Here is a 24,058-nt window from a genome sequence, read left to right on the forward strand (position 1 = left end):
TTCTCGCTTGTGTCTTTATCTGGCTGCCGCTGATTTGAATTCTATACAGCCCCTAGAAAACTTTATTCCGCCATAGTTTACCTGTCAATGGATAAAATCCCAACTTTATTTCATAAGTCGTATCCTACAATTATGTAGATAAAAAAATACCGAACGTTAAGTCCGGTATTTTTTTATGATTTTAAAATTCAATCAATTATGCCCAACCATCTAGCGTTCCCGCCCAGCCTTTTACCAATGGCGCACTTAATGCTTCAAGCAAGTCGATATGCGCCTCATCGAGGTTCAAGGCGGGAATATAATGATACTCTTGCCCGCCTGCACTGAGAAAGTTATCACGGTTTTCAATGGCCAGTTCTTCTAGCGTCTCTAAACAATCCGCTGAGAATGCCGGACTAATCACTTGTACTGAGCGCACACCAGACTTGCCCCAATCCTCTAATACCACGTCAGTATAAGGTTTCACCCACTCTTGTTTACCAAAGCGCGACTGGAAACTGATAATCCATTCATCGTCTTTTAAGCCAAGCGCCTGGGCGACTTGCGCTGCGGTACATTTGCAGCGCTTAGGATACGGGTCACCTTTATCGGCATAAGGCTGCGGGATACCGTGAAAGCTAAACATCAGCTTTTCAGGTTTGCCATGCTCTGCTTGAAAACGGCGAATCGAATCGGCCAACGCCTGAATATATAACGGATGGGCAAAGTAATCTTTGACTATCGTATAATTTGGCAAATTACGTTGCTTAAGCGTCCACTTGGTCAGCGCATCATAGACCGCGCCGCCAGAAGATGCGGAATACTGTGGAAACAATGGCAAGATAACAAAATGGTCAACACCTTCATCACGCAAAGTATCCATCACATCAGGCAATCCAGGATTGCCATAGCTCATCGCAGAGTGTACAGAAACCCGAAATGGGGCGACACTATCGGCCAAGCGTGGCTCTAGCATCTCAACTTGGCTGTTTAATATCTTACGAATGGGCGAATCACCTTCCCAAATACTGGCATAGGCTTTGGCCACACGCTTAGGACGACTTGGCAACACAAAAATATTAAGGATAATTGCCCATAAAAACTTGGGAATCTCAATCACTCGTGGGTCTGATAAAAACTGTTTAAGATAACGTCGCACAGCAGGCGCAGTCGGCTCATCTGGTGTACCAAGGTTAACAAGTAAGACGGCAATACGTGGGGGCAGTTCAGGTTTCATAGCAGCACTATTTTATGGTCAGGTTGTTAGAGATAGGATTATTAAGACATGATTAAAGTAACACCATGTTAGTGTAGCATTTTATCCATTGGCTACGCATTGCAAAAGTGTCTTTATACAATTTGATACGCAGTGGTGAACCATAGATTTTATCCATTATTTACTTGCTATAAAAACTAAGCTCGAAAGACTACTTTCGAAGGTTGTACTCATACGCGCATCGCCATACAATAGGCAAGCACATTGTCAAACAAAGAAACAGTGTAGACAAAAACCGTTTAAAAAAATGTCGATAAAACAGTCCGTCGACATAGTCCCCTTCTTATTTTATTGATGATTGTTGTCTTGCGAGGTAGATTTGAACGCACGCCCTGATAATACCAGTGACCAGTCCCCCACAAATAAATCTAATTCGGTGGGCATCGTTACTCCCCAGAATTTTCATTTCGCCGAGCCGTTGACCTTAGAGTGTAATCGCACTTTGCCGTCATTTGATCTGATAGTCGAAACTTACGGCACGCTGAATAGTGACAAATCAAACGCCATACTCATTTGCCACGCCCTTTCAGGCAGCCATCACGCGGCAGGCTTTCATCATGCCGATGATAAAAAGGCGGGCTGGTGGGACAATATGATTGGCCCCAACAAAGCCATCGATACCAATCGATTTTATGTGGTCTGCGTCAATAATATTGGTAGCTGTTTTGGCTCTACTGGCCCAACGACGATTAATCCAGAAAGTGTCGGCTCAGACCAGCACAATTCAGACAAAAACAATCAGGCCAACGAAGCAGCAGTTTATGGCCCTGACTTTCCACTCATCACGATTAAAGACTGGGTAAAGACCCAAGCGATGCTCTCAGACCGTCTAGGTATTGATGTTTGGCATGCCATTGTCGGTGGCTCAATGGGTGGCATGCAGGCCATGCAATGGTCAGTTGACTATCCAAATCGGTTAAAACGCTGCGTCATTATCGCCAGTACCCCTAAGCTCTCTGCCCAGAATATTGCTTTTAATGAAGTGGCGCGCCAGTCCATTCTTTCTGATCCCGACTTTAAAGACGGACGCTATTTGCAAGCGGGCACTTATCCTCGTCGCGGGCTGATATTGGCACGCATGGTTGGTCATATCACCTATTTGACCGACGATGCGATGAAAGCCAAGTTCGGTCGTGATTTAAAATCTGGCAAATTTATGTATGGCTACGATGTTGAGTTCCAAGTCGAGAGCTACCTACGCTATCAAGGCGAACGCTTTAGCGAGAACTTCGACGCCAATACTTATCTGCTCATGACCAAAGCTTTAGATTATTTTGACCCGACTCGTGATTATCCATTAAAGCCATCAATGTCATCAGAACAATCACATCCATCAGTGCCTACCGCATCATCAGCACAGCTCAAAGACTCTATTGCTGCGTCAGTCAAAGACGCTCAACAACCTGCGCAAAAAAATGAACCAAAGGACGCGGTAGCAGCCGTAGATGAGAGCGAGGATATCCATCAGCAAGAGCTAACGGCATTGAAAGCCGCCTTTGCCCATACACAATGCCAGTATTTAATCGTGTCATTTACCACAGATTGGCGTTTTGCACCGGAGCGCTCACAAGAAATCGTCGATGCACTGATGGCCACTGGTAAGCCAGTCAGCTATATCAATGTCGATGCACCGCATGGCCATGACTCATTTTTATTTGATATTCCACGTTATATGGGCGCGGTCAGAGGGTTTTTGAATGCTCCCTTTATCACGGCGAATAAGTCAAAAGATAGCCTGTCAAAAAGTAACGATCAAAACAGCAAGAAAAACAATCATCAAAGCAGTTATAAAGAATCAGGAGCGCGCTCATGAGAATGGATCATCAATTGGCCGAGCGCTGGATTGCTCCAAACTCACACGTTTTAGACTTGGGTTGTGGTAACGGTGAGCTGCTCGCCCATTTACAAAAAAATCGCGGCGTGACTGGATACGGGCTTGAGATTGACGAAGACAAAATCAACGAGGCGATCTCCAATGGCTTATCCATTGTCGAGCAAGACCTCAATGACGGCTTAGCGCGTTTCGCTGATAATAGCTTCGATACGGTGGTGATGGCGCGGGCGTTACAAGCCGTCAAATCGCCTGATGTGTTACTGCTTGATATGTTGCGAGTCGCGCGCGAGGCGGTCATCACCTTCCCTAACTTTGCGCACTGGCAAAACCGACTACATTTAGGGCTAAAGGGGCTAATGCCCGTCTCAGAAGCCTTGCCTTATGAATGGTATAACACCCCAAACATTCATCTGTGCACTTTTAAGGATTTTGAACAGCTTTGCACTGAGCATGATATTCATATTATCAGCCGTTTCGCCGTCAGTGATTCTGAAAAAGCGCATACACCACTGATGACTGCTTTGATACGGCAGGCTCCCAACCTGTTGGCAGATGTTGCCATCTATCGTGTTACTAAGCAAAAGCCATAGCAATGGCAGTAGGTATGGCTATGATCAACTCAATCTAAAAAAGATACAGTGCTATTGGCTATGCAACCATATAAACTAATAGCCACTCTACAATAAGCCGTGTTTCAACCTTAGCGCCTGTGGAACATTCAAATACCTTAACTATAGTCAGTGAAAAGTAAAATCGATACATCACGTACTGCAGGTACCGTTTTTTCTAGCTTGCTGTGCCTACGCAGACAGAGGCTACAAAAAAACTATACCCGCAGTATCGTAGCGTTTTTAAAGTATTTTAACTATACCACCAGTGCCACATTTGAATATTCCATAAATCCTAACAAAGTGTTATTATTTTCTTACCCTCTAGTAACTGTATGATTTTACTGGAGACAATAACGTATAATTGGCTATTAAATCTTGTAATTAGTATTTGAGTTTCGTAAGTTTGGGTGTTAAGCTAACAAAACAGTGTCAGCCAGACCCTAATTACGACCGTTTATCGGATCGACTAGAGTCAATATGACGCTATCATCATTGGTTACATTACTAATAATTAGGTAAGTTGGTATCGCAAGGGTCCACCTAATTGTTATCGCCGTCTAACTGTCTTTAGCGAGACAATGTTTAGCGGTACCATTCTTTTTGCTTATTAACTGCCTAATTTTGGAGCTGCTATGAAATTATTAAAAGCTGCGTTGTTTACTGCATTATTTTCTTGTGCGGGCTTAGCCAATGCTGAGTTAATATCGAACGTGCCACTTGATACCTCTCGTTTTGAGCTGATGCCGGTTAGTGAGCTGTCTGCGAGCGCTGCTCAAGGCAATCATCACGCCCAGTTTTATTTAGCCAAGCGCCTACAAAAAGGCCAAGGTATTGCTCAAAATACACCACAAGCCATCCAATGGTATACCAAAGCTGCCCAGCAAGGTGTTGCCCCTGCCCAGCTAAATCTTGCCATTATGTACTTGCGCGGCGAAGGTGTAAAACCTAACCTACAACAAGCCCGCGTTTGGTTAGAAAAAGCGGCGATGCGCGGTGATAACCGTGCCAGCTATACGCTTGCACTGTTAGATGAGAAACAAAAAAATCTGGTTGATGCCTATAAATGGTACGACTTGGCTGCTCGCGATGGCATGCTTGACGAAAAAGTGCGTAACAAAGCACGTGGCAAAATCGGCCAGTTGGCATTGAACTTATCAAGCTCAGACATTGCTAGCGCTCGCAGCAAAGCAGATACTTGGTTTCAAAGTAAGTAAGCTTTTAATAGTTTAGAGCATAATAAAAAAATCCAGCTTATTAGCTGGGTTTTTTGTTTTTCATCATTGTTCTACGCTATATTGTTTCGATAAACGTATCGATAAATCTGCAAAAACCCCATCAAATTTGCTACACTACGCGCGCATTTGGTTAATTCCACAACTGCACCAATGTTATAACCCTTTCTAAACTAACAAAGTCTAACCCGAGTGATTACGATATAAGGAAACCGAGCGCAGATAGTATCCAAAGTACATCAAGCGAGGATGACACAATAGCGTATTGATATGGGTTTGACTGTCCACCCAATGCACTAGGTTTGCGACCTAGCCAGCAGGAGAAAAACATGAGTACCTCACAAGCTACTAACGTAAAAGCACCAACCCATGCGACCGAATACGATAGCGTCACCAACAACATCGTCGTTGCTGCCCTTTATAAATTCACCCGCTTTGCTGATTTCGAGCAATACCGCGAGCCAATTTTAAACACCATGCTCGATAACGAAGTTAAAGGCACATTATTGATTGCTGCTGAAGGTATTAACGGAACGATTTCTGGCACACGCCAAGGAATTGATAACGTCCTTGATTATCTGCGTAGTATCGAAGCGATTGGCAGCTTTACCTTTAAAGAGTCTTATACCGATGCCCAGCCTTTTTATCGCACCAAAGTGAAGCTCAAAAAAGAAATCGTCACTATGGGCGTAGAAGACATCGACCCATTACAATCGGTCGGACGTTACGTTAAACCAAGCGAGTGGAATGCGCTTATCTCAGACCCTAATGTTATCCTTATCGATACGCGTAACGACTACGAAGTACAAATCGGTACGTTCCAAAATGCGGTCAACCCAAATACCGAAACGTTCCGCGAATTTCCAGAATACGTCGCCAAAGAGATGGATCCAAGCAAACATAAAAAAGTTGCGATGTTCTGCACCGGTGGTATCCGCTGTGAAAAATCCACAGCATTTATGCGCGAACAAGGCTTTGAAGAGGTCTACCATTTAGAAGGTGGTATCTTAAAATATCTAGAAGAAATCCCTGCCAATGAGTCTATGTGGCAAGGCGATTGCTTTGTCTTTGACAACCGTGTATCAGTCAATCATAACCTAGAAAAAGGCAACTATGAGCAATGTTTTGCTTGTCGTATGCCAATTACTGTCGATGAGATGCAAAGCTCTGCCTATATCAAAGGCGAATCATGCCCGCACTGTATCGATAAAGCCACCGATGAGCAAAAAGCCCGTTTCCGTGAGCGTGAGCATCAGATGCAGCTGGCCAAAAAACGTGGCGAAGCTCATATCGGTAGCGACGTCATCGATGTGATTGAAAAACGTAAAGCAGCTAAAACAGAAGCTCGCCTGCAAGCAGAAGCTGCCAATAAAGCCAAAGCAAAATAAAACGACGCCGAAAAAAGCCATAAAGAAGCCCCAATCAAATTGATCGGGGCTTTTCTTATTTTTACTTTCTTCTAAAACGTGTACTTAATAAAACTTATACCATTCACAAAAATTAGAGTGGCAAGAAAAACGCGTGTAAGTACTACCTCTTGTAGACTAAACAAGTTTGACACAGCCAATCTTACCTTTTGGGTTTGGTATTAGCTACCACGGTAAGTGCTGTAGCCGTATGCTGACAAGGTAATTGGCACATGATAATGCTTGTCGCCTTCGATATTAAAATTCACTTCAACATAAGGGTAAAAAGACTCTAAGCTTTGATTACGAAAATAAGGTGTCGTCTCAAATATTAACTTATACGTACCATCGTGATCGACATTGCCACTATTTGGTAAAAAGTTATTAATACGGCCATTGTCGTCGGTCGTTTTAGTACTAAGTAATTTCCAGGCGCCATCATCTTGCATCATAAGTTTTACATCGACATTTGGTGCAGGCTTGCCTGTACTAATATCTAGGATATGACTCGATAACTGATATTTATCTTGGTCACCAGCCGCAAAACTTGCTGTCGCACTCATAGCCAGCACGCCACCTAATGCAGCAGCTTTTATCATCGTTGTTTTCATAAAAACCCTTATATAACGTTTCATTTATTTATACTAATTTGGTTCTATTTATCATGCTAGGCGTCTATTAGATAGTTGCCTCACTACTTCACTTCATATCATAACGAAGAAGCAATTAACTTTGTGTCTGAGCAATATGTTCGTTTAGTATAAGTTGTCATACAGATATCATTGTAAAGAAAATGTTAATTTATATAATAAAGTTTTATAGGCTGTGGTGATTGTGCTAATCAATACCCGTTAGACGAAAACAGTTGAACAAAGAATAACCGACAAAAAAATAGCAGACAATTATTTCAATTGCCTGCTATCGATATACGAGCGTTTAATTTTAGATCTACCTGCTATTTAAATATCCGTGTTATCTAAATATAAGTGCTACTTAGAACAAAATACGCACGCGAATGGTTTCTTCGACGTCTTTTAACTGATCTAAAGCCGCTGTTGAATCGTTATAATCAACATCCATCACCAGATAACCCACATCACCTTCAGTCATTAGGCTCTGCGCTAAAATGTTGATATGTGCTTCAGCAAATAAGCGGTTAATCTGTGACAGTACGCCTGGGACGTTTTTGTGGATATGTAACAGACGATGCGAGCCTTCTTTGAACGGCAGAGAAACTTCTGGGAAGTTCACAGCTGTCGCCGTGTCGCCTTGATCAGAATATCTGACGAACTTATCTGCGACTTCTAGACCGATATTGGCCTGTGCTTCTTGCGTTGAGCCACCAATATGCGGGGTCAAGATGACATTATCAAACTTACGCAGTGGGGATTCAAACTCTTGATCAGCAGATTTTGGCTCTTTTGGGAACACATCAATCGCCGCGCCCAATACTTTGCCAGACTCAAGTACAGCCGCAAGGTCATCAATCTCAACACACGTACCACGAGCAGCGTTGATAAAGTAGCTGCCATCTTTCATATGCGCGAACTGCTCAGCTTTCATCATATAGCGCGTGCTTGGGACATCAGGCACATGCAAGGTGACGATATCAGCAGTCGATAGTAGCTCTTCTAAGCTACTGACCTGTACGGCGTTGCCAAGTGGTAATTTGGTCACTACATCATGATAAATGACTTTCATACCGAAACTTTCTGCCAATACAGACAGTTGCGAGCCGATAGAACCGTAACCGACGATACCGATGGTTTTGCCGCGCACTTCATGAGAATTGGTCGCCGATTTGCCCCAGCCGCCGCGATGTACCGTTGCATTCTTTTCAGGAATACCGCGGTATAGCATAATGGCTTCCGCCAATACCAATTCAGCCACCGAACGTGTGTTCGAAAATGGCGCGTTAAAGACGGGAATACCCAAATCACGTGCCGCGTCCAAATCTACTTGGTTGGTACCGATACAAAAGCAGCCAATACCGATCAACTTGTTTGCATGCTCAAGTACTTCACGGGTCAACTGGGTGCGCGAGCGAACACCAATGAAGTGGGCATCTTTAATTTTTTCGATCAGCTCATCTTGATCTAGAGCGTGACTGATATTCTCAATATTATGATAACCAGCGCCTTCTAATACTTTTAAAGCATTGTCGTGTAGACCTTCAAGCAATAAAAACCGGATTTTGTCTTTTTGGAGTGATAACGCCATATGAGAACTGTCCTATAATTGTCTTATAAAATTATCTAAGCGATAACTTATGATGGATGAAACGAAAACAGTTTGGATATCTTACACAAAATCGGGCGGCGATGTTAGCAGATTAGATGAATTATTGGTTATCAAGCCTGAAAACTTTTTATGCTATAGTGAATCAGTTTATCTAAACGTTATATAATAGATTCATTTTAAAAACGACACAGTGTTATTGGCTATCATTTTTTTGCAATCGCTGGCAAGCCTGCGAACGGCAAACAAGAGAAATTATAGCAATAGCACGTTACTTTTTACTTTACTAAATTTAATTTACTAAAGTCGTATCGCTTTTATTTTGAACTGACCGCGACTATTTGTGAAGCTTCAACTTGTGAAGGTTCAACACGCCCTATATAAACATACTTATGTACACCTAGATATATCAATTTAGCGATATAATAATCCTTTTTATGCATAGCACTTACGTTTATACCGAGATTTGACCATGACTTCTTTATCTAGCCAAAGCACATCCGACACCCCTACTGCTGCCGTTCAAAACATTTTAAGCACTCTGCTAAATACTCATCAGTTTGACGCCAACCAAATCAAAACCGATAGCGAAAGCTTAGAACATTGGGGCAAAGACTGGACTAAGCACTTTGCCCCTAATGCTGCGGCCATCGTTTTTCCAAAGACCACCGAGCAAGTACAAGCCATCGTCCTACTTGCCAACGAGCACAATGTCGTACTAACGCCAAGTGGTGGTCGTACGGGATTGTCTGCGGGTGCAGTGGCAGCCAATGGCGAGATTGTGGTCAGTATGGATAAGATGAACCATATTGGTCAGTTCTATCCTGCCGATCGTATGGTTGAAATTGAAGCAGGCGTCGTCACTCAACAACTACAACAATTTGCCGAATCAAAAGACCTCTATTATCCTGTTGATTTTGCCTCAGCAGGCTCTAGTCAAATCGGCGGCAATATTGGTACCAATGCTGGTGGTATTAAAGTCATTCGTTATGGCATGACCCGTCAATGGATTATGGGGCTGACCGTGGTCACGGGTAAAGGCGACATCTTGCAGCTCAATCGCGGGATGATAAAAAATGCCACGGGTTATGATTTGCGTCAACTCTTTATTGGTAGTGAAGGCACGCTTGGTTTGGTCACCCACGCCCAAATCAAGCTTGAGCGTCAGCCACAAGACTTAAACGTCATGGTGCTCGGCATGGACAACTTTAATGATGTGATGAATGTCTTGTCTGCCTTCCAAGCGAAGATTGATTTAACCGCTTTTGAATTCTTTGATGATGTGGCGATTGATAAACTGATGGCACACGGTCAAGTACAAGAACCGTTTGAATCGCGTACCAAGTTTTATACGCTGTTAGAGTTTGAAGCGCCATACGAGCCAATCATGGATAAAGCCATGGCCATATTTGAGCATTGTATGGAGCAAGGTTGGGTCGTCGATGGAGTCATGAGTCAAAGTATTGCACAGGCTGAAGAGCTGTGGAAACTGCGCGAATATATTTCTGAGACCATCTCGGTATTTACCCCTTATAAAAACGATGTTTCGGTACTCATCAGTTATGTTCCTGAATTTATCGCTGAGATTGATCATATCGTCAGCAGCAATTATCCTGACTTTGAGGTGTGCTGGTTCGGTCACATCGGTGATGGTAATTTGCATCTTAATATCTTAAAACCTGAAAATATGAGCAAAGATGATTTCTTTGCCGAGTGTCAAATCGTCAATAAGCATGTGTTTGAGACGGTACAAAAATATGGCGGCTCGGTATCTGCAGAACATGGCGTGGGGATGACTAAAAAGCCGTATCTAAACTATAGCCGTAGCGAGGCTGAGATTGACTATCTGCGTGAGGTCAAAAAAGTCTTTGACCCCAATAATATTATGAATCGTGGTAAAATTTTTGATATGTGATGTATTGATATAGTTGATTCACTTTAGAACCGATACAAGTGCTACTGGAGTAAATTTTTCGCAGCCTCTGTCACGCTTGCGAACAGCAAGCAAGAAAAATTTATAACAGTAGCACGTGGCTACCTGTGTATCGATCAGTGTATCGATTTTATATGGAACTGCCTATACTGCTTTTCACTACTACCAACAAAAAAGACGCTAAACTGAGCATGTTAGCGTCTTTTTTGTTACTCGTCTTATGAACTTTACGATTTTTTAACTTATAAATATAGCAATATAAGCGCCAGTATAAGTAGCACGCTCAGAAAACCTTGAACGATTAAAAAGGCTTGATGCGGCGCGGCGATATGACGAAACATATTACCCAGTGCATTATAAGTAATGCCTGCTGCTCTGACATGTGGCGGACTATCAAAAGCTTTGATGATTTGTAAAAACTGCTCGGTACGATCTGGCACCCAACCATGCGGTGCAAACGGCAAAAACGGTGACAACTGTGCGGCTTGGCTTTTGGTGGCAGGTGACCATAACCAACGCTCCAAAAACAGCAAATGCATACGCCAATCATCAAAGCTGCGATGCTCTATCGCTTGCAACAATAACATCTCGACATTCTTATGACGGTTATCGGTAAAGATACGCTGTTTTAAGGCAAATACATGCGCCTTTTCGCCTTCGATACATTGCAAAAAGTGACCATTACCATAACATAAAGTACCTGTAATACCATGCTGCTGATTATAATTACGCGCGTGGCACTCTACCTCCTCAAATATAGAGGTGTTTAAGCGTGAGGTCATGGTCAGAGTGCTGACATACACCAATTGCACGATAGCTGAATCCCCTATTTCGTCCCACGTACTGACTTTATTGGTATGATCTAAAGGCATCATAAAACAATCCTAAAAAGCCGCTGCAATACGACTAAAAAATAAGCAACAGATGTCTAAATCAACAAGAGGTACGGCAAGCAACTCACAAAAACATAGCAAATATTTACCGCGATAGACTGTTATTGGTTATGCAGCTTGCTATCATAACTAGCCAATTTCACAATAATAAACGCGTTAATATAAGCGCTTTGAAAACCACTTCAGCAACACTAAAATAGATAGGTAAAATACGCTAAAATATAACCATAAGCGATTGTAAATACAACAATAAATTATTGTAGCGGTAATATTTTATGATTGAAACTTCTTTATCGCCTTTGTTACACAAAAGCTTGGCCGTTTGCATGCTATCACACCACCATATTCGCTCTTACTAAAACCAGTAAAGCATCAAAACAGGAATATTATGAGTAAAATAGAAAAGATAGACGACTTTCATCTAACGATTGCTGAAATTAAGAAAAAAGACTATTTGCAACTAAAGGAACTGATGGACCGTGTCTATGTAAACTTAGGCGGCGCATGGTCAAAGACCACCATTCATACTTTGATTGATGCCTTTCCTGAAGGTCAGATTGCATTATTTGACCATGATAGGCTGATCGGCATCGTCCTCTCTATGCGCGTTGATTATGCTAAGTTTTCTAACCCGCACACCTATGATGATTTGATTGGTCATAAAGAAATTATCAGAGACAACCCCGAAGGCGATGCTATTTATGGTCTCGATGCCTTAATTGATCCTGAATATCGCGGCTATCGTTTAGGCCGCAGGCTTTATGACGCTCGTAAAGAGCTGTGCCGCCAGTTAAACTTCCGCGCGATTTTGGCCGGTGGTCGTATTCCCAATTATCATAACCACCAAGACCTCACGCCTGGTGATTATATCGATGCGGTTGCCGCTCGTGAAATTCATGACTCTGCGTTGTCTTTCCAATTATCGAATGGCTTTATCGTCAAGCGTATTTTGACCGCCTACTTACCAGATGACGCTCAATCTAAAGGCTTTGCCACTTTACTTGAGTGGGCAAACATTTATTATGAGCCACAAGATTACAAACCAAATACTCGAAAGTCTGAGGTGCGCATTGGGGGTATTCAATGGCAAATGCGTGAAGTCGAGTCGCCTGAAGAGTTGCTCCAGCAGGTCGAATTCTTTGTCGATATTATGGCCGATTACAACTCAGACTTTGCTTGTTTGCCCGAGTTTTTTAACGCACCATTGATGGGTTTGTGCGAATCGACGGATCAAAACATCGCTATTCGATTTTTGGCAGGTTATACCGAATGGTTCAAAAACGAGATTTCACACTTAGCCGTCAGCTATAATGTCAACGTCATCACTGGCTCTATGCCCCTGCTTGATGAAAATGACACCTTATATAATGTCAGTTACCTCTGTCGCCGCGACGGCACGGTAGAAGAACAGCGCAAAATCCATATTACCCCACATGAGCGTAGCGCTTGGGTAATCGAAGGCGGTGATGAAGTCAAAGTATTCGATACTGATGCCGGCCGAATTGGTATTTTGGTCTGCTATGACGTCGAGTTTCCTGAGCTTGCCCGCTTGATGGCGCTTGATGATATGGATATTTTATTCGTACCATTTTGGACCGATACCCAAAACGGCTATCTGCGTGTGCGTCACTGTGCCCAAGCACGAGCGATTGAAAACGAATGTTACGTGATGATTTGTGGTTCAGTTGGTAACTTACCGCAAGTCGAAAGCTTAGATATTCAGTATGCGCAGTCGTCTATTTTCTCACCGTCAGATTTTGCCTTCCCTCACGATGCGATTATGGCAGAAACCACCGCCAATACCGAAATGGTATTCTTTTCGGATTTAAATTTAGACAAGCTTATCCACGTGCGCAACGAAGGCTCGGTACACAATTTGATTGACCGCCGTGACGATCTGTTTAGCTTAAAATGGAAAAAGAAAGCCAAAATTTCAGCAAGTAAATTGACCGATGAAGAGCGCCGTGAAAACTCAGGCAGCGTCCTTATCGGCAACCCATTACAAGACCGCGCACAAAAGCCTTAAGTTGCTACGAGCAAAGATGGGATAATACTTAAAACTCGTTACTAAAACACTTTAATCATACGGCTGACCATTCAGCCGTTTATTTTTATCTATTAAAAGCTATCCAGCAAAAAAGCAGCCACTATGACGACTGATATTCAAAAGATAAAAGAAAACCCTAAAGAAAATCCCAAAAAGACCCCGCAGCAAAAAGCGCTGTCGATAATAAAAACGGTATTATTATATGGTCTAATATTTGCCGTGATTTATACGGCCATTAATTGGTGGCGACAACCAGTCATGCCAGCCAATCCGCAGTTGCAACTAACCGACTATCAAGGGCAAACTGTTGACTTAGCAGCGATGAGCCACGATAAACCAACGCTGGTCTATTTTTGGGGTACGTGGTGTCCTGTATGTAGCGTCACCTCGCCGACTATAAACAAACTTGCCACGGCAAATAATTATCCTGTGGTCACTATTGCGATTAAATCAGGCTCAAATCAAGAGTTGCATAGCTATCTTGATGAGCATAGCTATAGTTTTACGACAGTTAATGATCAAGAAGGAGTCATTTTTGATGACTGGCAAGGACAAGTTACGCCATCGTATGTGATATTAAAAGACGGTGAGATGGCACAAGGATTGACCGGTATTCAGCCACTTTGGTCGCTTAAATTGCGACTGTGGTTGTCGTCTGTTTTTTAATTTCTAGCTTAAAAAGTCAGCTTAACAATGCTTATGGTATTTTTGATTTAATTTATACCACTTTACTTCAAATTAAATAAGTAATAGAAAATCCAAGCCCATTAACTAACAAACATTTGTTATAGTAAACTTTCATTTAATCTTAATAATGGACTTGGAGTTTGAAAAATGAACTGGAAGAGTACTGGTGTCACAATAGTTACGGCTACGTTAATCAGCATTTTAAGCATGACTTCAGCAAATGCCGAGCTTAAGGATTATTATAATGAATGCATGAGCAAATATGAGACGATAAATAATTCGAGACTTTATGAATGTGCTGGATATGCCGATCCAAAATATAAAAGTGCCATGAATAAGGCTTACAATAAAATCTACAAATCTCTCAAAGCTAATGGACGAAACGCTACTGATGCCGATAGTTTTGAAAAATCACAACTCGGTTGGCTAGACTATCGTAATCAACAGTGTGGCTTAGAGGGCATGTATATTGGTAGTCCAGCACACCCGTTGTGTTTAGCATCTAAAAATAAAGCGCGCGCTGAAGAGTTAATAGATTTCTCAGAAAATTTCTAATCAAAAAACCTCTAAAAAGACATTCTTCTGAAATATGTCTATTACACCAAATATATCAAAAACCGACTTATAAAGTAAAAACCTGCCAATCATTGACTGGCAGGTTTTTGGGTGTTTTCAATAAAAGATTAGCGTTGCTTTAATAAAACCAGCCCACCCTAGCCCACCAAAGAGTCCAGCTGCTTATATTTATAATCCAGCGCTTCTGCCACGGCTTTATAGGTCATATGACCTTGCGTGGTATTCACGCCTTTTGCTAACGCGGCGTTGCTATTACAGGCATCTTTAAAGCCTTTTTTGGCAAGGGCTTGTATATACGGCAGGGTGACATTAGACAAGGCGATGGTTGAGGTGCGCGGTACAGCTCCTGGAATATTGGCCACGGCATAATGAATAACACCATGCTTGGTATAAGTTGGCTTATCATGAGTGGTGATTCGATCTGTGGTCTCAAATAAACCGCCCTGATCAATCGCGATATCGATAACCACGCCACCATCATTCATCTCTTGAATCATCTCTTCAGTGACCAGCTTCGGCGTTGCTGCACCTGGAATCAATACCGCACCAATGACCAAGTCACTGTCTCTTACGCTCTCGGCAATGTTGACTTTATTGGATATGAGAGTCTGCACGTTATTGCCAAACATCTCCGATAACTGTTTCAGGCGTTTGGGGTCCAGATCTAAAATAGTGACGCTAGCATGGAGACCAACAGCGATTTTTGCCGCTTCAGTCCCTGATACGCCGCCGCCGATAATGGTGACCCTACCCTTTTTTACTCCTGGTACGCCACCAAGCAACATGCCCTTGCCACCATAAAAAGACTGCAAAAACTGCGCGCCTATCTGTGTACTCATGCGTCCAGCGATTTCACTCATCGGAGTCAGCAGTGGCAGCGAGTTATCCGCCAGCTGTACGGTTTCATAACCGATGGCGGTTATTTTGTTATCAATCAATACTTTGGCAAGCTCAGGCTCATTGGCCAAATGCAAATAGGTAAATAACATTAAACCGTCTGTTAAATATTGATATTCGTCAGTCTGTGGTTCTTTTACTTTAATAACCAATTCGACATCCCATGCTTTAGCAGCGTTATCGACAATGGTTGCACCCACTTCTTTATAGTCATCGTCAGTAAACTGTGAACCCATGCCCGCATCTGTTTCGACGAGGACTTCATGACCGTCATCGATCAACGCACTGACACCGTTTGGGGTTAGACCAACGCGGTTTTCGTTATTCTTTGTTTCCTTTGGGATACCTATTTTCATAACTGCTCCTTGTTATATTAATTTCAGATAAAACAGACAAATTTATAGCAGCATACTACGAGCATTATGTTGTTCTTAATGCTTACAAGCGCGCGATAGGCTACAAAAAACCCCTAAAAGTAGGTGTATGTTTTGTTTTTTAAATCAAATTGAATCGGATATGATATTTGATGCAGATTAAAATTAATTAATAAAAACGGCTAAATCAAAAACGACGATAGACTACTGAGAGTAGGGATTATCTGAGGATAGTGATATGATGCTGTCTTGAATATAAAAACAGCGTAGACATTGATTGCTCAATTTTTATTATCACTTTTATTATCCTAGCAGATATAAAATAAGTAGCAATCACTAGTTAAACAAATTTTGTGAGTGGTTTTGATGGCTGCAAATGCGATACTGGACAGCTCTTTTTACCCCACTGTTTTTGTCATATAATAGCTGACGTTATTTTTATAAACGTTCTCATTATCTTATTAGATGTATTTTATGTTGCATTCGTCTTATTAGCACTTATGATTGACATGACTATTTTATAAGTAATTTATAAGCAGCTGATTGTTGTTCATCGCTTATTTACGACACCTTATAATAAGCCGGAGAAACAACTGCTACTAAGCATTAATCCCGATTTTGCCCTAAATTGTATTGCCTTGAACAGTATGACCTTTAATATTGCCGCTAGCTTTTAGCGCACTTTTAATCCAATTTTAATCACCACTCTAATTTTAATCACCACTCTAAAAGACACCTTCTATGACTGATAAAAGTACTGATAAACCAAGCCACGACTATAAAGACACCCTAAACCTTGCCGATACGCCATTTGCGATGCGCGCCAACCTTGCCAAACGTGAGCCAGATTGGCTTGCTGCTTGGGAAGCTGACGACGTATACGGAAAAATCCGTCAGGCGCGTGCTGGGGCGACCAAGTATATTTTGCACGATGGCCCTCCATACGCCAACGGTCAGATTCACTTGGGTCACGCGGTGAATAAAGTACTGAAAGACATTATTGTTAAATCAAAAACGCTATCAGGTTTTGATGCGCCTTATGTGCCCGGTTGGGACTGTCATGGCCTGCCTATCGAACAAAAAGTCGAAGCCAAAGTCGGTAAAGTTGGGAAAAAAGTTTCGGCGACTGAATTTCGTGGGCTGTGCCGTGAATATGCCAGCACGCAGATTGAGCTACAAAAAGCTGATTTTAAACGTCTAGGTGTGTTTGGCGATTGGGACAACCCTTACCTAACCATGAATTTTCACCAAGAAGCTAACATCGTACGCGCGCTAGCCAAAATTCATGATAACGGTCATGTGACACGCGGTATGAAGCCGGTCAACTGGTGCTTGGACTGTAGCTCGGCGTTGGCTGAAGCCGAAGTTGAGTACCAAGACAAAGTCTCTGACGCTATCTATGTTAGCTTCGATGTTTTGGATACCGAAAAAGTAGCCGCATTGGCTGAGCTAGAGGGCAATATTGCCGCTGTTATCTGGACAACAACGCCTTGGACCTTACCTGCTAACCAAGCTATCGCTGTACATCCTGAACATGACTATAGTGTAGTTGCTACTGAAAAGGGCAACTTCCTATTAGCAACTGACTTAGTTGAAACTGCCTTAAGCGAGCTAAAACTTAGCAATCAAGGTATGTTAGCGACTGTATCAGGTCGCGAGCTCGAAGGTTTACGTGCTCAACATCCATTAATTGTAGAGCGCCAAGTGCCGCTTATCTTAGGCGACCATGTAACCACCGATAGCGGTACGGGTCTGGTCCATACGGCACCCGGTCACGGTTTAGACGATTATATCGTTGGTCTTAAATATAACTTACCGGTTGAAAATCCAGTGAGTGGAACAGGCGTTTACCTAGAAAGTGCGGCAGTATTTGCTGGTGAGCATATCTATAAAGCCAACCCAAAAATCATCGCCACCTTACATGAAAACGGCCACTTAATCAGCCACACTAAGATTGAACACAGCTATCCGCATTGCTGGCGTCATAAATCGCCGATTATCTTCCGTGCGACGCCGCAGTGGTTTATCAATATGGAAACCAAAGGTCTGCGTGAGCGTGCGCTTGCTGATATTCCTTCAGTCAATTGGACCCCAGCGTGGGGGCAAAATCGCATTGAGGCGATGATGACCGGTCGCCCTGATTGGTGTATTTCACGTCAGCGTACTTGGGGTGTACCGATTACTTTCTTTACCCATAAAGAAACGGGTGAGCTGCATCCAAATACCCTAGAGCTGATGGAAGTAGCGGCGCAAAAAATCGATGCAGGCGGCGTGGAAGCTTGGTTTGATGCCAACTGTGAAGACTTCTTGGGTAGCGAAGCCGCTGATTATGATAAAGCGACTGATACCTTAGACGTTTGGTTTGACTCAGGTACGACGCACTTTACCGTACTTGAACAACGTGACGAGCTGACCAATCCAGCCGATTTGTATTTAGAAGGCTCTGACCAACATCGCGGTTGGTTCCAGACGTCATTACTGACCTCTGAGGCCATGTACGAGCGCCCACCGTTTAAGCAAGTATTGACCCATGGTTTTGTGGTCGATGAAAACGGCCGCAAAATGAGTAAGTCACTTGGCAATATCATTACCCCGCAAGATGAGATCAATAAAACAGGCGCAGATATGCTGCGTCTGTGGATTGCATCAAGCGATTATCGTTATGAGATGAGCGCGGGTAAAACGGTGTTTAAAGGGGCGATTGATATGTATCGCCGTATCCGTAATACGCTACGTTTCTTGCTTGCCAACACCGATGACTTTGATCCAGCAACCAACAGCGTCGATATCAATGAGTTGGTCAGCCTAGATAAATTTATCATTGAACGCGCGCAAACGGTACAAGCACAAATTATTAGTGCTTATGATGCGATGGACTTTCACCAAGTCACCCAGCATATCACCGCGTTTTGCTCACAAGATTTAGGTAGCTTCTATTTAGATATTATCAAAGACCGCCAGTACACCACCCAAACTGATGGTCAGCCGCGCCGTTCTGCACAAACGGCGATTTATCATATTACCCATGCTTTGATCCGCTGGATTACACCAATTTTGTCGTTCACTGCGCAAGAAGCATGGGAAGTATTAGAAGGTAAAAACGGCAACGAAGCAGGCTATGTGTTTACTGAAGAATGGTATACCTTCCCAGAGTTTGAGCTAAGCGCCATCAGCAACGATGACTGGCAACGCATCATGCAAGCAAAAGATATCGTCAATAAACATATCGAAACGGCGCGCGGTGAAAAAATCATCAATGCTAACTTATCTGCCGATGTCAATCTTTACGCGGAGGGTGCGATGCATGACAGCTTAGCCAAGCTTGGCGAAGAACTGCGTTTTGTACTTATTACCAGTAGCGCAACATTAAAACCAATGAGCGCGGCACCTACTGCTCATAAAGAAGCTACAACAGAGCAAGCTGATAGTAGCGCCGATGAGTCTGTCGACTTGGTGGTTAATGTGAGCGCAGCAACTGGCACCAAGTGTGTACGCTGCTGGCATATCCGTGATGATATCGGTACCGATAGCACACATCCTGAACTTTGTGCTCGCTGTGCAACCAACGTCAGCGGCGATGGCGAGGTGCGTCACTATGCCTAACCTAACGCCTAACCTAACGCCTAACCCAGCGGATTCAGCAGAAAATAAGCAGCCGAATATCGAGGTCGATAATTCGCCTACGCCTGCCCATGCCACAACAGGTAGCTCATCGATACCTAAAGGTCGTTTGAATAAAACCCCAAAAGTGATCGCTAATGGCAGTCGCGCATTTTCTTGGTATCTGTTGGCACTGGTCGTACTTATTGGAGATCAGTGGACCAAGTGGCTCGCCGAAACCAATCTAAACTTCCTTGACCCCGTCCCTGTCATTGAGCCATTTCTGAACTGGACGCTCGCTTATAACTACGGCGCAGCTTTTAGTTTTCTATCAGATGCTGGCGGCTGGCAAAAATGGTTCTTTTCTGCACTGGCTTTGATCATGTCGCTGTTTTTAATCATCTACTTGGTTAAAGTACCGCGAAAAGCCAAGCTACTATCCACAGGGTTGGCTCTAGTACTCGGTGGCGCGCTTGGCAACCTAATTGATCGCTTGCTCCATGGTCACGTTATCGATTTTATCCATGTTCATTATGCTGACGTTTGGCATTATCCGATTTTTAATATTGCCGATGTTGGCATTTGTATCGGTGTGGCATTGATTGTCATTGATATGCTGTTTTTGGAAGGTAAGCGTAACGCTAAAGCATAATATTAAAAATACAGTCTACTTGTCATCAATCCCCCAATATAGACAACTGTATTGGGGGATTGTTTATGCAGGGTTTCTTAAAAATTGAGAAAGAAGGCATTTTTTTACAGCCACTCTGCTAAAGTTTCTAAGCCACCGCCCGCTAATATAAACAACAATCCTGCCATATTAATGACTACCGTCAAATAATACGCCATGCGGAACTCAGGCTTTTGTGACTTATGACGTAGATAAGTCTGCGCGACCATCGCCCCGACCCAGCCACCAAGCGCGCTCATAATATGCAATGTCATCTCAGGTGTTCGCCAATCACCATTTTGGGCAGCAGCCTTATCTTTGGCGTAGGTGAGGTAAGTTATTACGCCCAATGCTACATACCAACCAACGACTAGCCAGCTTAGCTTGTTCATGACCACCAGTAAGATTAATACCCCATAAAATCCAGCACCAAGAAATAAACGTTTCTTTTGCCCTGCTTCAAACTCTGCTTGCGCGCTACGCTTTTGGTTTCGCTGACGGATTTTCTGATTTTTTTGTGCCATTTTTTGTTGTATAAAGCCCAGCTCTTGCACTGATTTTGCCTGCAGTCGCCCTTGATTGTCTTGCCCAACACTAAAAACAACCTCTTCACCAATATTAGGACGACGCTGGGCTTTAAATTCGCTCACATGAAAAAACACCGTCTCGCCTGTTTCGGTTTCAATAAAGCCAAAACCCTTATCATCTTGCCACTTTTTCACCCGACCTTGTTGCTTATGTGCCATCGATATTATCGCTCTCTATTAGATTCGCTAAATATATTACACTATTTGGGTTACACTATTTAGGCTTACAACCTTTCTTAGATGGCTTATCATTTCTAACATCGTTCTCAACCCATTCCCGACTCCAGCAATAGGTGGCTACTATTATGACCGACTCTCAATTTATTACCCCTAATGAAGATATACGTATCACACACGGCAGCCTTGTGAAGCTACATTTTGAAGTATCGCTAGAAAATGGTACGGTGATTGACTCAACCTTTAACCGCGACGCTCCAGTGTCATTAACCATTGGCGACGAGAGCTTATTGCCTGGTTTTGAGCAAGTGTTGATGAACTTACGTGCTGGAGATACGCGTACGGCTCACCTTGAGCCTGAGCAAGCATTTGGTGAGTGGAATTCTGACAATATTCAGCATTTTAGTCGCACCCAATTTGCGTTAGTTGCTGACAATCCTGAAATTGGCATGCTGGTTGAGTTTGAAGACAAAGGTAAAAATACTCTGCCCGGTACGATTAGCGCCATCAAAGACGACAATATAGAAGTTGACTTCAACCATCCGCTTGCAGGTCAGTCGGTGTTATTTAAGGTCAAAGTATTTAAAGTCACTCCACCGGGCGTCACTGGTGTAAAGCTGATGTAAATGCTAAAAACGGCTGACGATATAGTCGTTTCAAGGTAAATTGGACAAAAAAAGGCTACTGGAAGTACTACAAATAATAGACTGAGTAAGCCTGACACCGTAGCCATTTTATATAGGATTGGCTATAGAATAAAAAAGGATAAATAGATGCAATATCAAACACTGCCACAACTCGATGAACAAGTCTCCAAAATCTGCTTGGGGACGATGACCTGGGGGCAGCAAAATAGCGAAAGCGATGCACACGCGCAGATGGATATGGCACTCAGCGAAGGGGTGAACTTTTGGGATACCGCTGAGATGTATCCGTCACCGCCAGATAAAGACAAGCAAGGCGATACCGAACGCTTTATGGGCACTTGGTTCCATAAGACCAAACAGCGCGACAAGGTTATTCTTGCCAGCAAAATGTCACCGATGGACTTTTTACGTGAGGGGCAAACGCGTTATACCGCTGAACAAATCAGCAGCGCCATCGATGGCAATCTTGAGCGTTTGCAAACCGATTATATCGATATCTATCAGCTGCATTGGCCTGAACGGCAAGCGAACTTCTTTAGTCAGCGCGGTTATAACGAAGCAATGGCAGCGCAGCCATTAGAGGATTTAACGCCTTTTTTGGAAACCATTCAAGCGTTAAATGATGAAATTAAAAAAGGTCGTATTCGTGCTTATGGCCTATCGAACGATACCGCGTGGGGACTGATGCGCTACTTATGGGAAGCTGACAAAAATGGTTTAATCGCGCCGATTACGGTGCAAAATCCCTACAGCTTACTTAACCGCCTCTATGAAGTCGGCATGGCAGAGATTGCCCACCGTGAAAATGTTGGTTTACTGGCTTATTCGCCGCTTGGTTTTGGTGTATTGTCTGGTAAATATCTCGATGGTCAACGACCAGCAGGGGCGCGCCTGACCAAATATGAGCGCTTTGCGCGTTATACCAATGAGCAAGCAAAGTCAGCCACCGCTCAATACGCCAAAATTGCCGCTGATGCCGGTTTGGATATGGCACAAATGGCATTGGCTTTTGTCAATTCGCGCTCGTTTGTCACCAGTAATATCATTGGCGCGAGCAGTACCGATCAGCTCCAATCCAATATCGATAGTATAAATTTAACCTTAAGCTCAGATGTATTAGCCGCTATCGAAGCAGTACATACCCAGCAACCAAACCCATCACCTTAGTTTGATACTTATTACCTATCAATAAATAGATGGTTAAAATCACTAGGTTAAAACTAAAAAAGGCGCAAATCGCAGTTATAAACCTAGCGATTTTCGCCTTTTTACTTAGTAACTTTTTATCTGAAACAGTATTATGCTTTAATTAATTTCGTTAATACGCGCTTATGTAGCTCAGCCAAACCTTCTTGCATACGTGTCTGCAATAGATCAGTCAGCTGACTTTTATTTAAGCCTTTGGGGTCTATCGGTGCCAGTGGCAAGACATAAGCGGTGACGTCTTTACTATCGAGCACCTTTTTTAAGCTATCTTTCATCGTTAGTTTACCATAATAAGGCAGTTCTTCACTTAGTGTGCCATCTTTATTGACATAAGCAATCACCAGCGGCCGTACAGGAACGTCAGCATCTATCGCCGCTTGTAACAAGGTACCATGAATACGCTTGATTCTTTTACCATCGGTAGTGGTCGCCTCAGGGAAGAATATGACCGAGAAACCTTTGGTTAAGAAGTTGGCAATTTGCGTCGCAACTGAGCCTGCATCACCGGAACCTCGCTCGATAAATACGGTGCCTGCTGCATGAGCCAATTTACCAAATACTGGCCATTCACCAATTTCAGCTTTGGATAAGAAAAAAGCAGGGCTCAGCGTACCCACTACCGGAATATCCATCCATGACACATGATTAGATACCCATAAACCATGATGTTGCTCTACTCGCTCGACTGCGATAACCTTTACGCCAAAAGAGCCTGCCATTTTGCGGCAAAAGGCTTGGATATAGCGTGGTAGTGTTTCGCGCGGCGGTTGTTTGAATGCTCCAATACGTTGGGCGGCACGCAGTCCGCCAGCGATGGTGGTGGTCATGCCAGCAATCTGTTTGCCGCGTCCCAATTGCTGTTTGAGTGAAAAGCCTGACTTAGATTGGCTCATCTGTGCCCCTCGTGGTTAAAAACTTATTGGTTAAAAAACTTATGATTATATATCGTAAACAAAGGCCATGAGTATAACAAAATTTATTAACTCAGTGACGATTTGTTCACTGAGTTATAATCTTAATGATTCTATATGGTCGAACAACGTTAAAAAAATATGCCGGGCTACTGCGATGTTTGCTTTTAATAATCACCTCTGTAACATAAAAGCATCGCTAATTGAGCGGATACGCTTTAATATCAAGCGATAAGACCACATATATATGGTCATATAAATGCTATTTCGACGTTTA

The 24,058-nt window shown here is 43.1% G+C and carries 19 protein-coding genes; 12 read left to right on the forward strand and 7 right to left on the reverse strand.

Annotated features, from left to right (window positions below):
- Nucleotides 1-196: 196 nt before the first annotated feature.
- A complete protein-coding gene (gene hemH, locus EI162_RS00740) occupies nucleotides 197-1,216 on the reverse strand; it encodes a ferrochelatase (protein ID WP_192522520.1) in 1,020 nt (339 codons plus the stop codon).
- Nucleotides 1,217-1,574: 358 nt separating this feature from the next.
- Here hemH and metX point away from each other — a divergent pair, with 358 nt between their 5' ends.
- From metX to EI162_RS00760, 4 genes are all read left to right on the forward strand, one after another.
- A complete protein-coding gene (gene metX, locus EI162_RS00745) occupies nucleotides 1,575-3,068 on the forward strand; it encodes a homoserine O-acetyltransferase MetX (protein WP_225735316.1) in 1,494 nt (497 codons plus the stop codon).
- Nucleotides 3,065-3,679, forward strand: a complete 615-nt coding sequence (gene metW, locus EI162_RS00750) for a methionine biosynthesis protein MetW (protein WP_192522521.1) — start codon at nucleotides 3,065-3,067, stop codon at nucleotides 3,677-3,679. The genes metX and metW overlap by 4 nt, the downstream gene beginning before the upstream one ends.
- Before the next feature lie 653 nt (nucleotides 3,680-4,332).
- Complete coding sequence (locus tag EI162_RS00755) at nucleotides 4,333-4,914, forward strand: tetratricopeptide repeat protein (protein WP_192522522.1); 582 nt, start codon at nucleotides 4,333-4,335, stop codon at nucleotides 4,912-4,914.
- 347 nt (nucleotides 4,915-5,261) lie between these two features.
- On the forward strand, nucleotides 5,262-6,320 hold the full coding sequence (locus EI162_RS00760) for a rhodanese-related sulfurtransferase (protein WP_192522523.1): 1,059 nt from the start codon (nucleotides 5,262-5,264) through the stop codon (nucleotides 6,318-6,320).
- Nucleotides 6,321-6,520: 200 nt separating this feature from the next.
- On the opposite strand, the gene uraH is transcribed toward EI162_RS00760, so the two are convergent.
- Both uraH and serA read right to left on the reverse strand, forming a co-directional pair.
- Complete coding sequence (gene uraH / locus EI162_RS00765; protein WP_225735317.1) at nucleotides 6,521-6,949, reverse strand: hydroxyisourate hydrolase; 429 nt, start codon at nucleotides 6,947-6,949, stop codon at nucleotides 6,521-6,523.
- Nucleotides 6,950-7,331: 382 nt separating this feature from the next.
- On the reverse strand, nucleotides 7,332-8,558 hold the full coding sequence (gene serA / locus EI162_RS00770) for a phosphoglycerate dehydrogenase (RefSeq protein WP_192522524.1): 1,227 nt from the start codon (nucleotides 8,556-8,558) through the stop codon (nucleotides 7,332-7,334).
- A gap of 490 nt (nucleotides 8,559-9,048) precedes the next feature.
- On the opposite strand from serA, the gene EI162_RS00775 reads away from it, so the two are divergent.
- Nucleotides 9,049-10,491 carry an FAD-binding oxidoreductase gene (locus tag EI162_RS00775; RefSeq protein ID WP_192522525.1) on the forward strand — a complete coding sequence of 481 codons (1,443 nt, stop codon included), beginning with the start codon at nucleotides 9,049-9,051 and terminating at the stop codon, nucleotides 10,489-10,491.
- A 260-nt stretch (nucleotides 10,492-10,751) separates the two neighbouring features.
- Here the strand turns inward: EI162_RS00775 and EI162_RS00780 are convergent, their stop codons facing one another.
- Nucleotides 10,752-11,384: a BLUF domain-containing protein gene (locus tag EI162_RS00780; RefSeq protein WP_225736878.1), complete on the reverse strand. Its 633-nt coding sequence runs from the start codon at nucleotides 11,382-11,384 to the stop codon at nucleotides 10,752-10,754.
- Nucleotides 11,385-11,790: 406 nt separating this feature from the next.
- On the opposite strand from EI162_RS00780, the gene EI162_RS00785 reads away from it, so the two are divergent.
- The 3 genes from EI162_RS00785 (at nucleotide 11,791) to EI162_RS00795 (ending at nucleotide 14,691) form a co-directional block, all read left to right on the forward strand.
- A complete protein-coding gene (locus EI162_RS00785) occupies nucleotides 11,791-13,428 on the forward strand; it encodes a carbon-nitrogen hydrolase family protein (protein ID WP_192522526.1) in 1,638 nt (545 codons plus the stop codon).
- A gap of 123 nt (nucleotides 13,429-13,551) precedes the next feature.
- Nucleotides 13,552-14,115 (forward strand): protein disulfide oxidoreductase, encoded by a 564-nt coding sequence (locus EI162_RS00790; protein ID WP_192522527.1) that lies wholly within the window; start codon nucleotides 13,552-13,554, stop codon nucleotides 14,113-14,115.
- A gap of 168 nt (nucleotides 14,116-14,283) precedes the next feature.
- Complete coding sequence (locus EI162_RS00795; protein WP_192522528.1) at nucleotides 14,284-14,691, forward strand: lysozyme inhibitor LprI family protein; 408 nt, start codon at nucleotides 14,284-14,286, stop codon at nucleotides 14,689-14,691.
- Nucleotides 14,692-14,849: 158 nt separating this feature from the next.
- Here EI162_RS00795 and ald read toward each other — a convergent pair whose 3' ends face one another.
- Complete coding sequence (gene ald, locus EI162_RS00800) at nucleotides 14,850-15,965, reverse strand: alanine dehydrogenase (RefSeq protein WP_192522529.1); 1,116 nt, start codon at nucleotides 15,963-15,965, stop codon at nucleotides 14,850-14,852.
- 759 nt (nucleotides 15,966-16,724) lie between these two features.
- Between ald and ileS the strand changes: the two genes are divergently transcribed.
- Together ileS and lspA are read left to right on the forward strand one after the other, a co-directional pair.
- The gene (gene ileS / locus EI162_RS00805) at nucleotides 16,725-19,586 is read left to right on the forward strand and encodes an isoleucine--tRNA ligase (RefSeq protein ID WP_192522530.1); all 2,862 of its coding nucleotides are present in this window, start codon (nucleotides 16,725-16,727) and stop codon (nucleotides 19,584-19,586) included.
- A complete protein-coding gene (lspA, locus tag EI162_RS00810; RefSeq protein WP_192522531.1) occupies nucleotides 19,579-20,235 on the forward strand; it encodes a signal peptidase II in 657 nt (218 codons plus the stop codon). The genes ileS and lspA overlap by 8 nt, the downstream gene beginning before the upstream one ends.
- Nucleotides 20,236-20,339: 104 nt before the next feature.
- Here the strand turns inward: lspA and EI162_RS00815 are convergent, their stop codons facing one another.
- Nucleotides 20,340-20,999: a DUF1294 domain-containing protein gene (locus tag EI162_RS00815; RefSeq protein WP_192522532.1), complete on the reverse strand. Its 660-nt coding sequence runs from the start codon at nucleotides 20,997-20,999 to the stop codon at nucleotides 20,340-20,342.
- Between the two features lie 146 nt (nucleotides 21,000-21,145).
- Between EI162_RS00815 and EI162_RS00820 the strand changes: the two genes are divergently transcribed.
- Both EI162_RS00820 and EI162_RS00825 read left to right on the forward strand, forming a co-directional pair.
- Nucleotides 21,146-21,643 (forward strand): FKBP-type peptidyl-prolyl cis-trans isomerase, encoded by a 498-nt coding sequence (locus EI162_RS00820; protein WP_192522533.1) that lies wholly within the window; start codon nucleotides 21,146-21,148, stop codon nucleotides 21,641-21,643.
- Nucleotides 21,644-21,790: 147 nt separating this feature from the next.
- Entirely contained in the window at nucleotides 21,791-22,831 is a 1,041-nt protein-coding gene (locus EI162_RS00825) for an aldo/keto reductase (protein ID WP_192522534.1), read from the forward strand.
- Between the two features lie 131 nt (nucleotides 22,832-22,962).
- Here EI162_RS00825 and EI162_RS00830 read toward each other — a convergent pair whose 3' ends face one another.
- Nucleotides 22,963-23,763, reverse strand: a complete 801-nt coding sequence (locus EI162_RS00830; RefSeq protein WP_192522535.1) for a lysophospholipid acyltransferase family protein — start codon at nucleotides 23,761-23,763, stop codon at nucleotides 22,963-22,965.
- Between the last annotated feature and the right edge of the window lie 295 nt (nucleotides 23,764-24,058).

The organism is Psychrobacter sp. FME6 (assembly GCF_014861365.1).
GTDB lineage: Bacteria > Pseudomonadota > Gammaproteobacteria > Pseudomonadales > Moraxellaceae > Psychrobacter.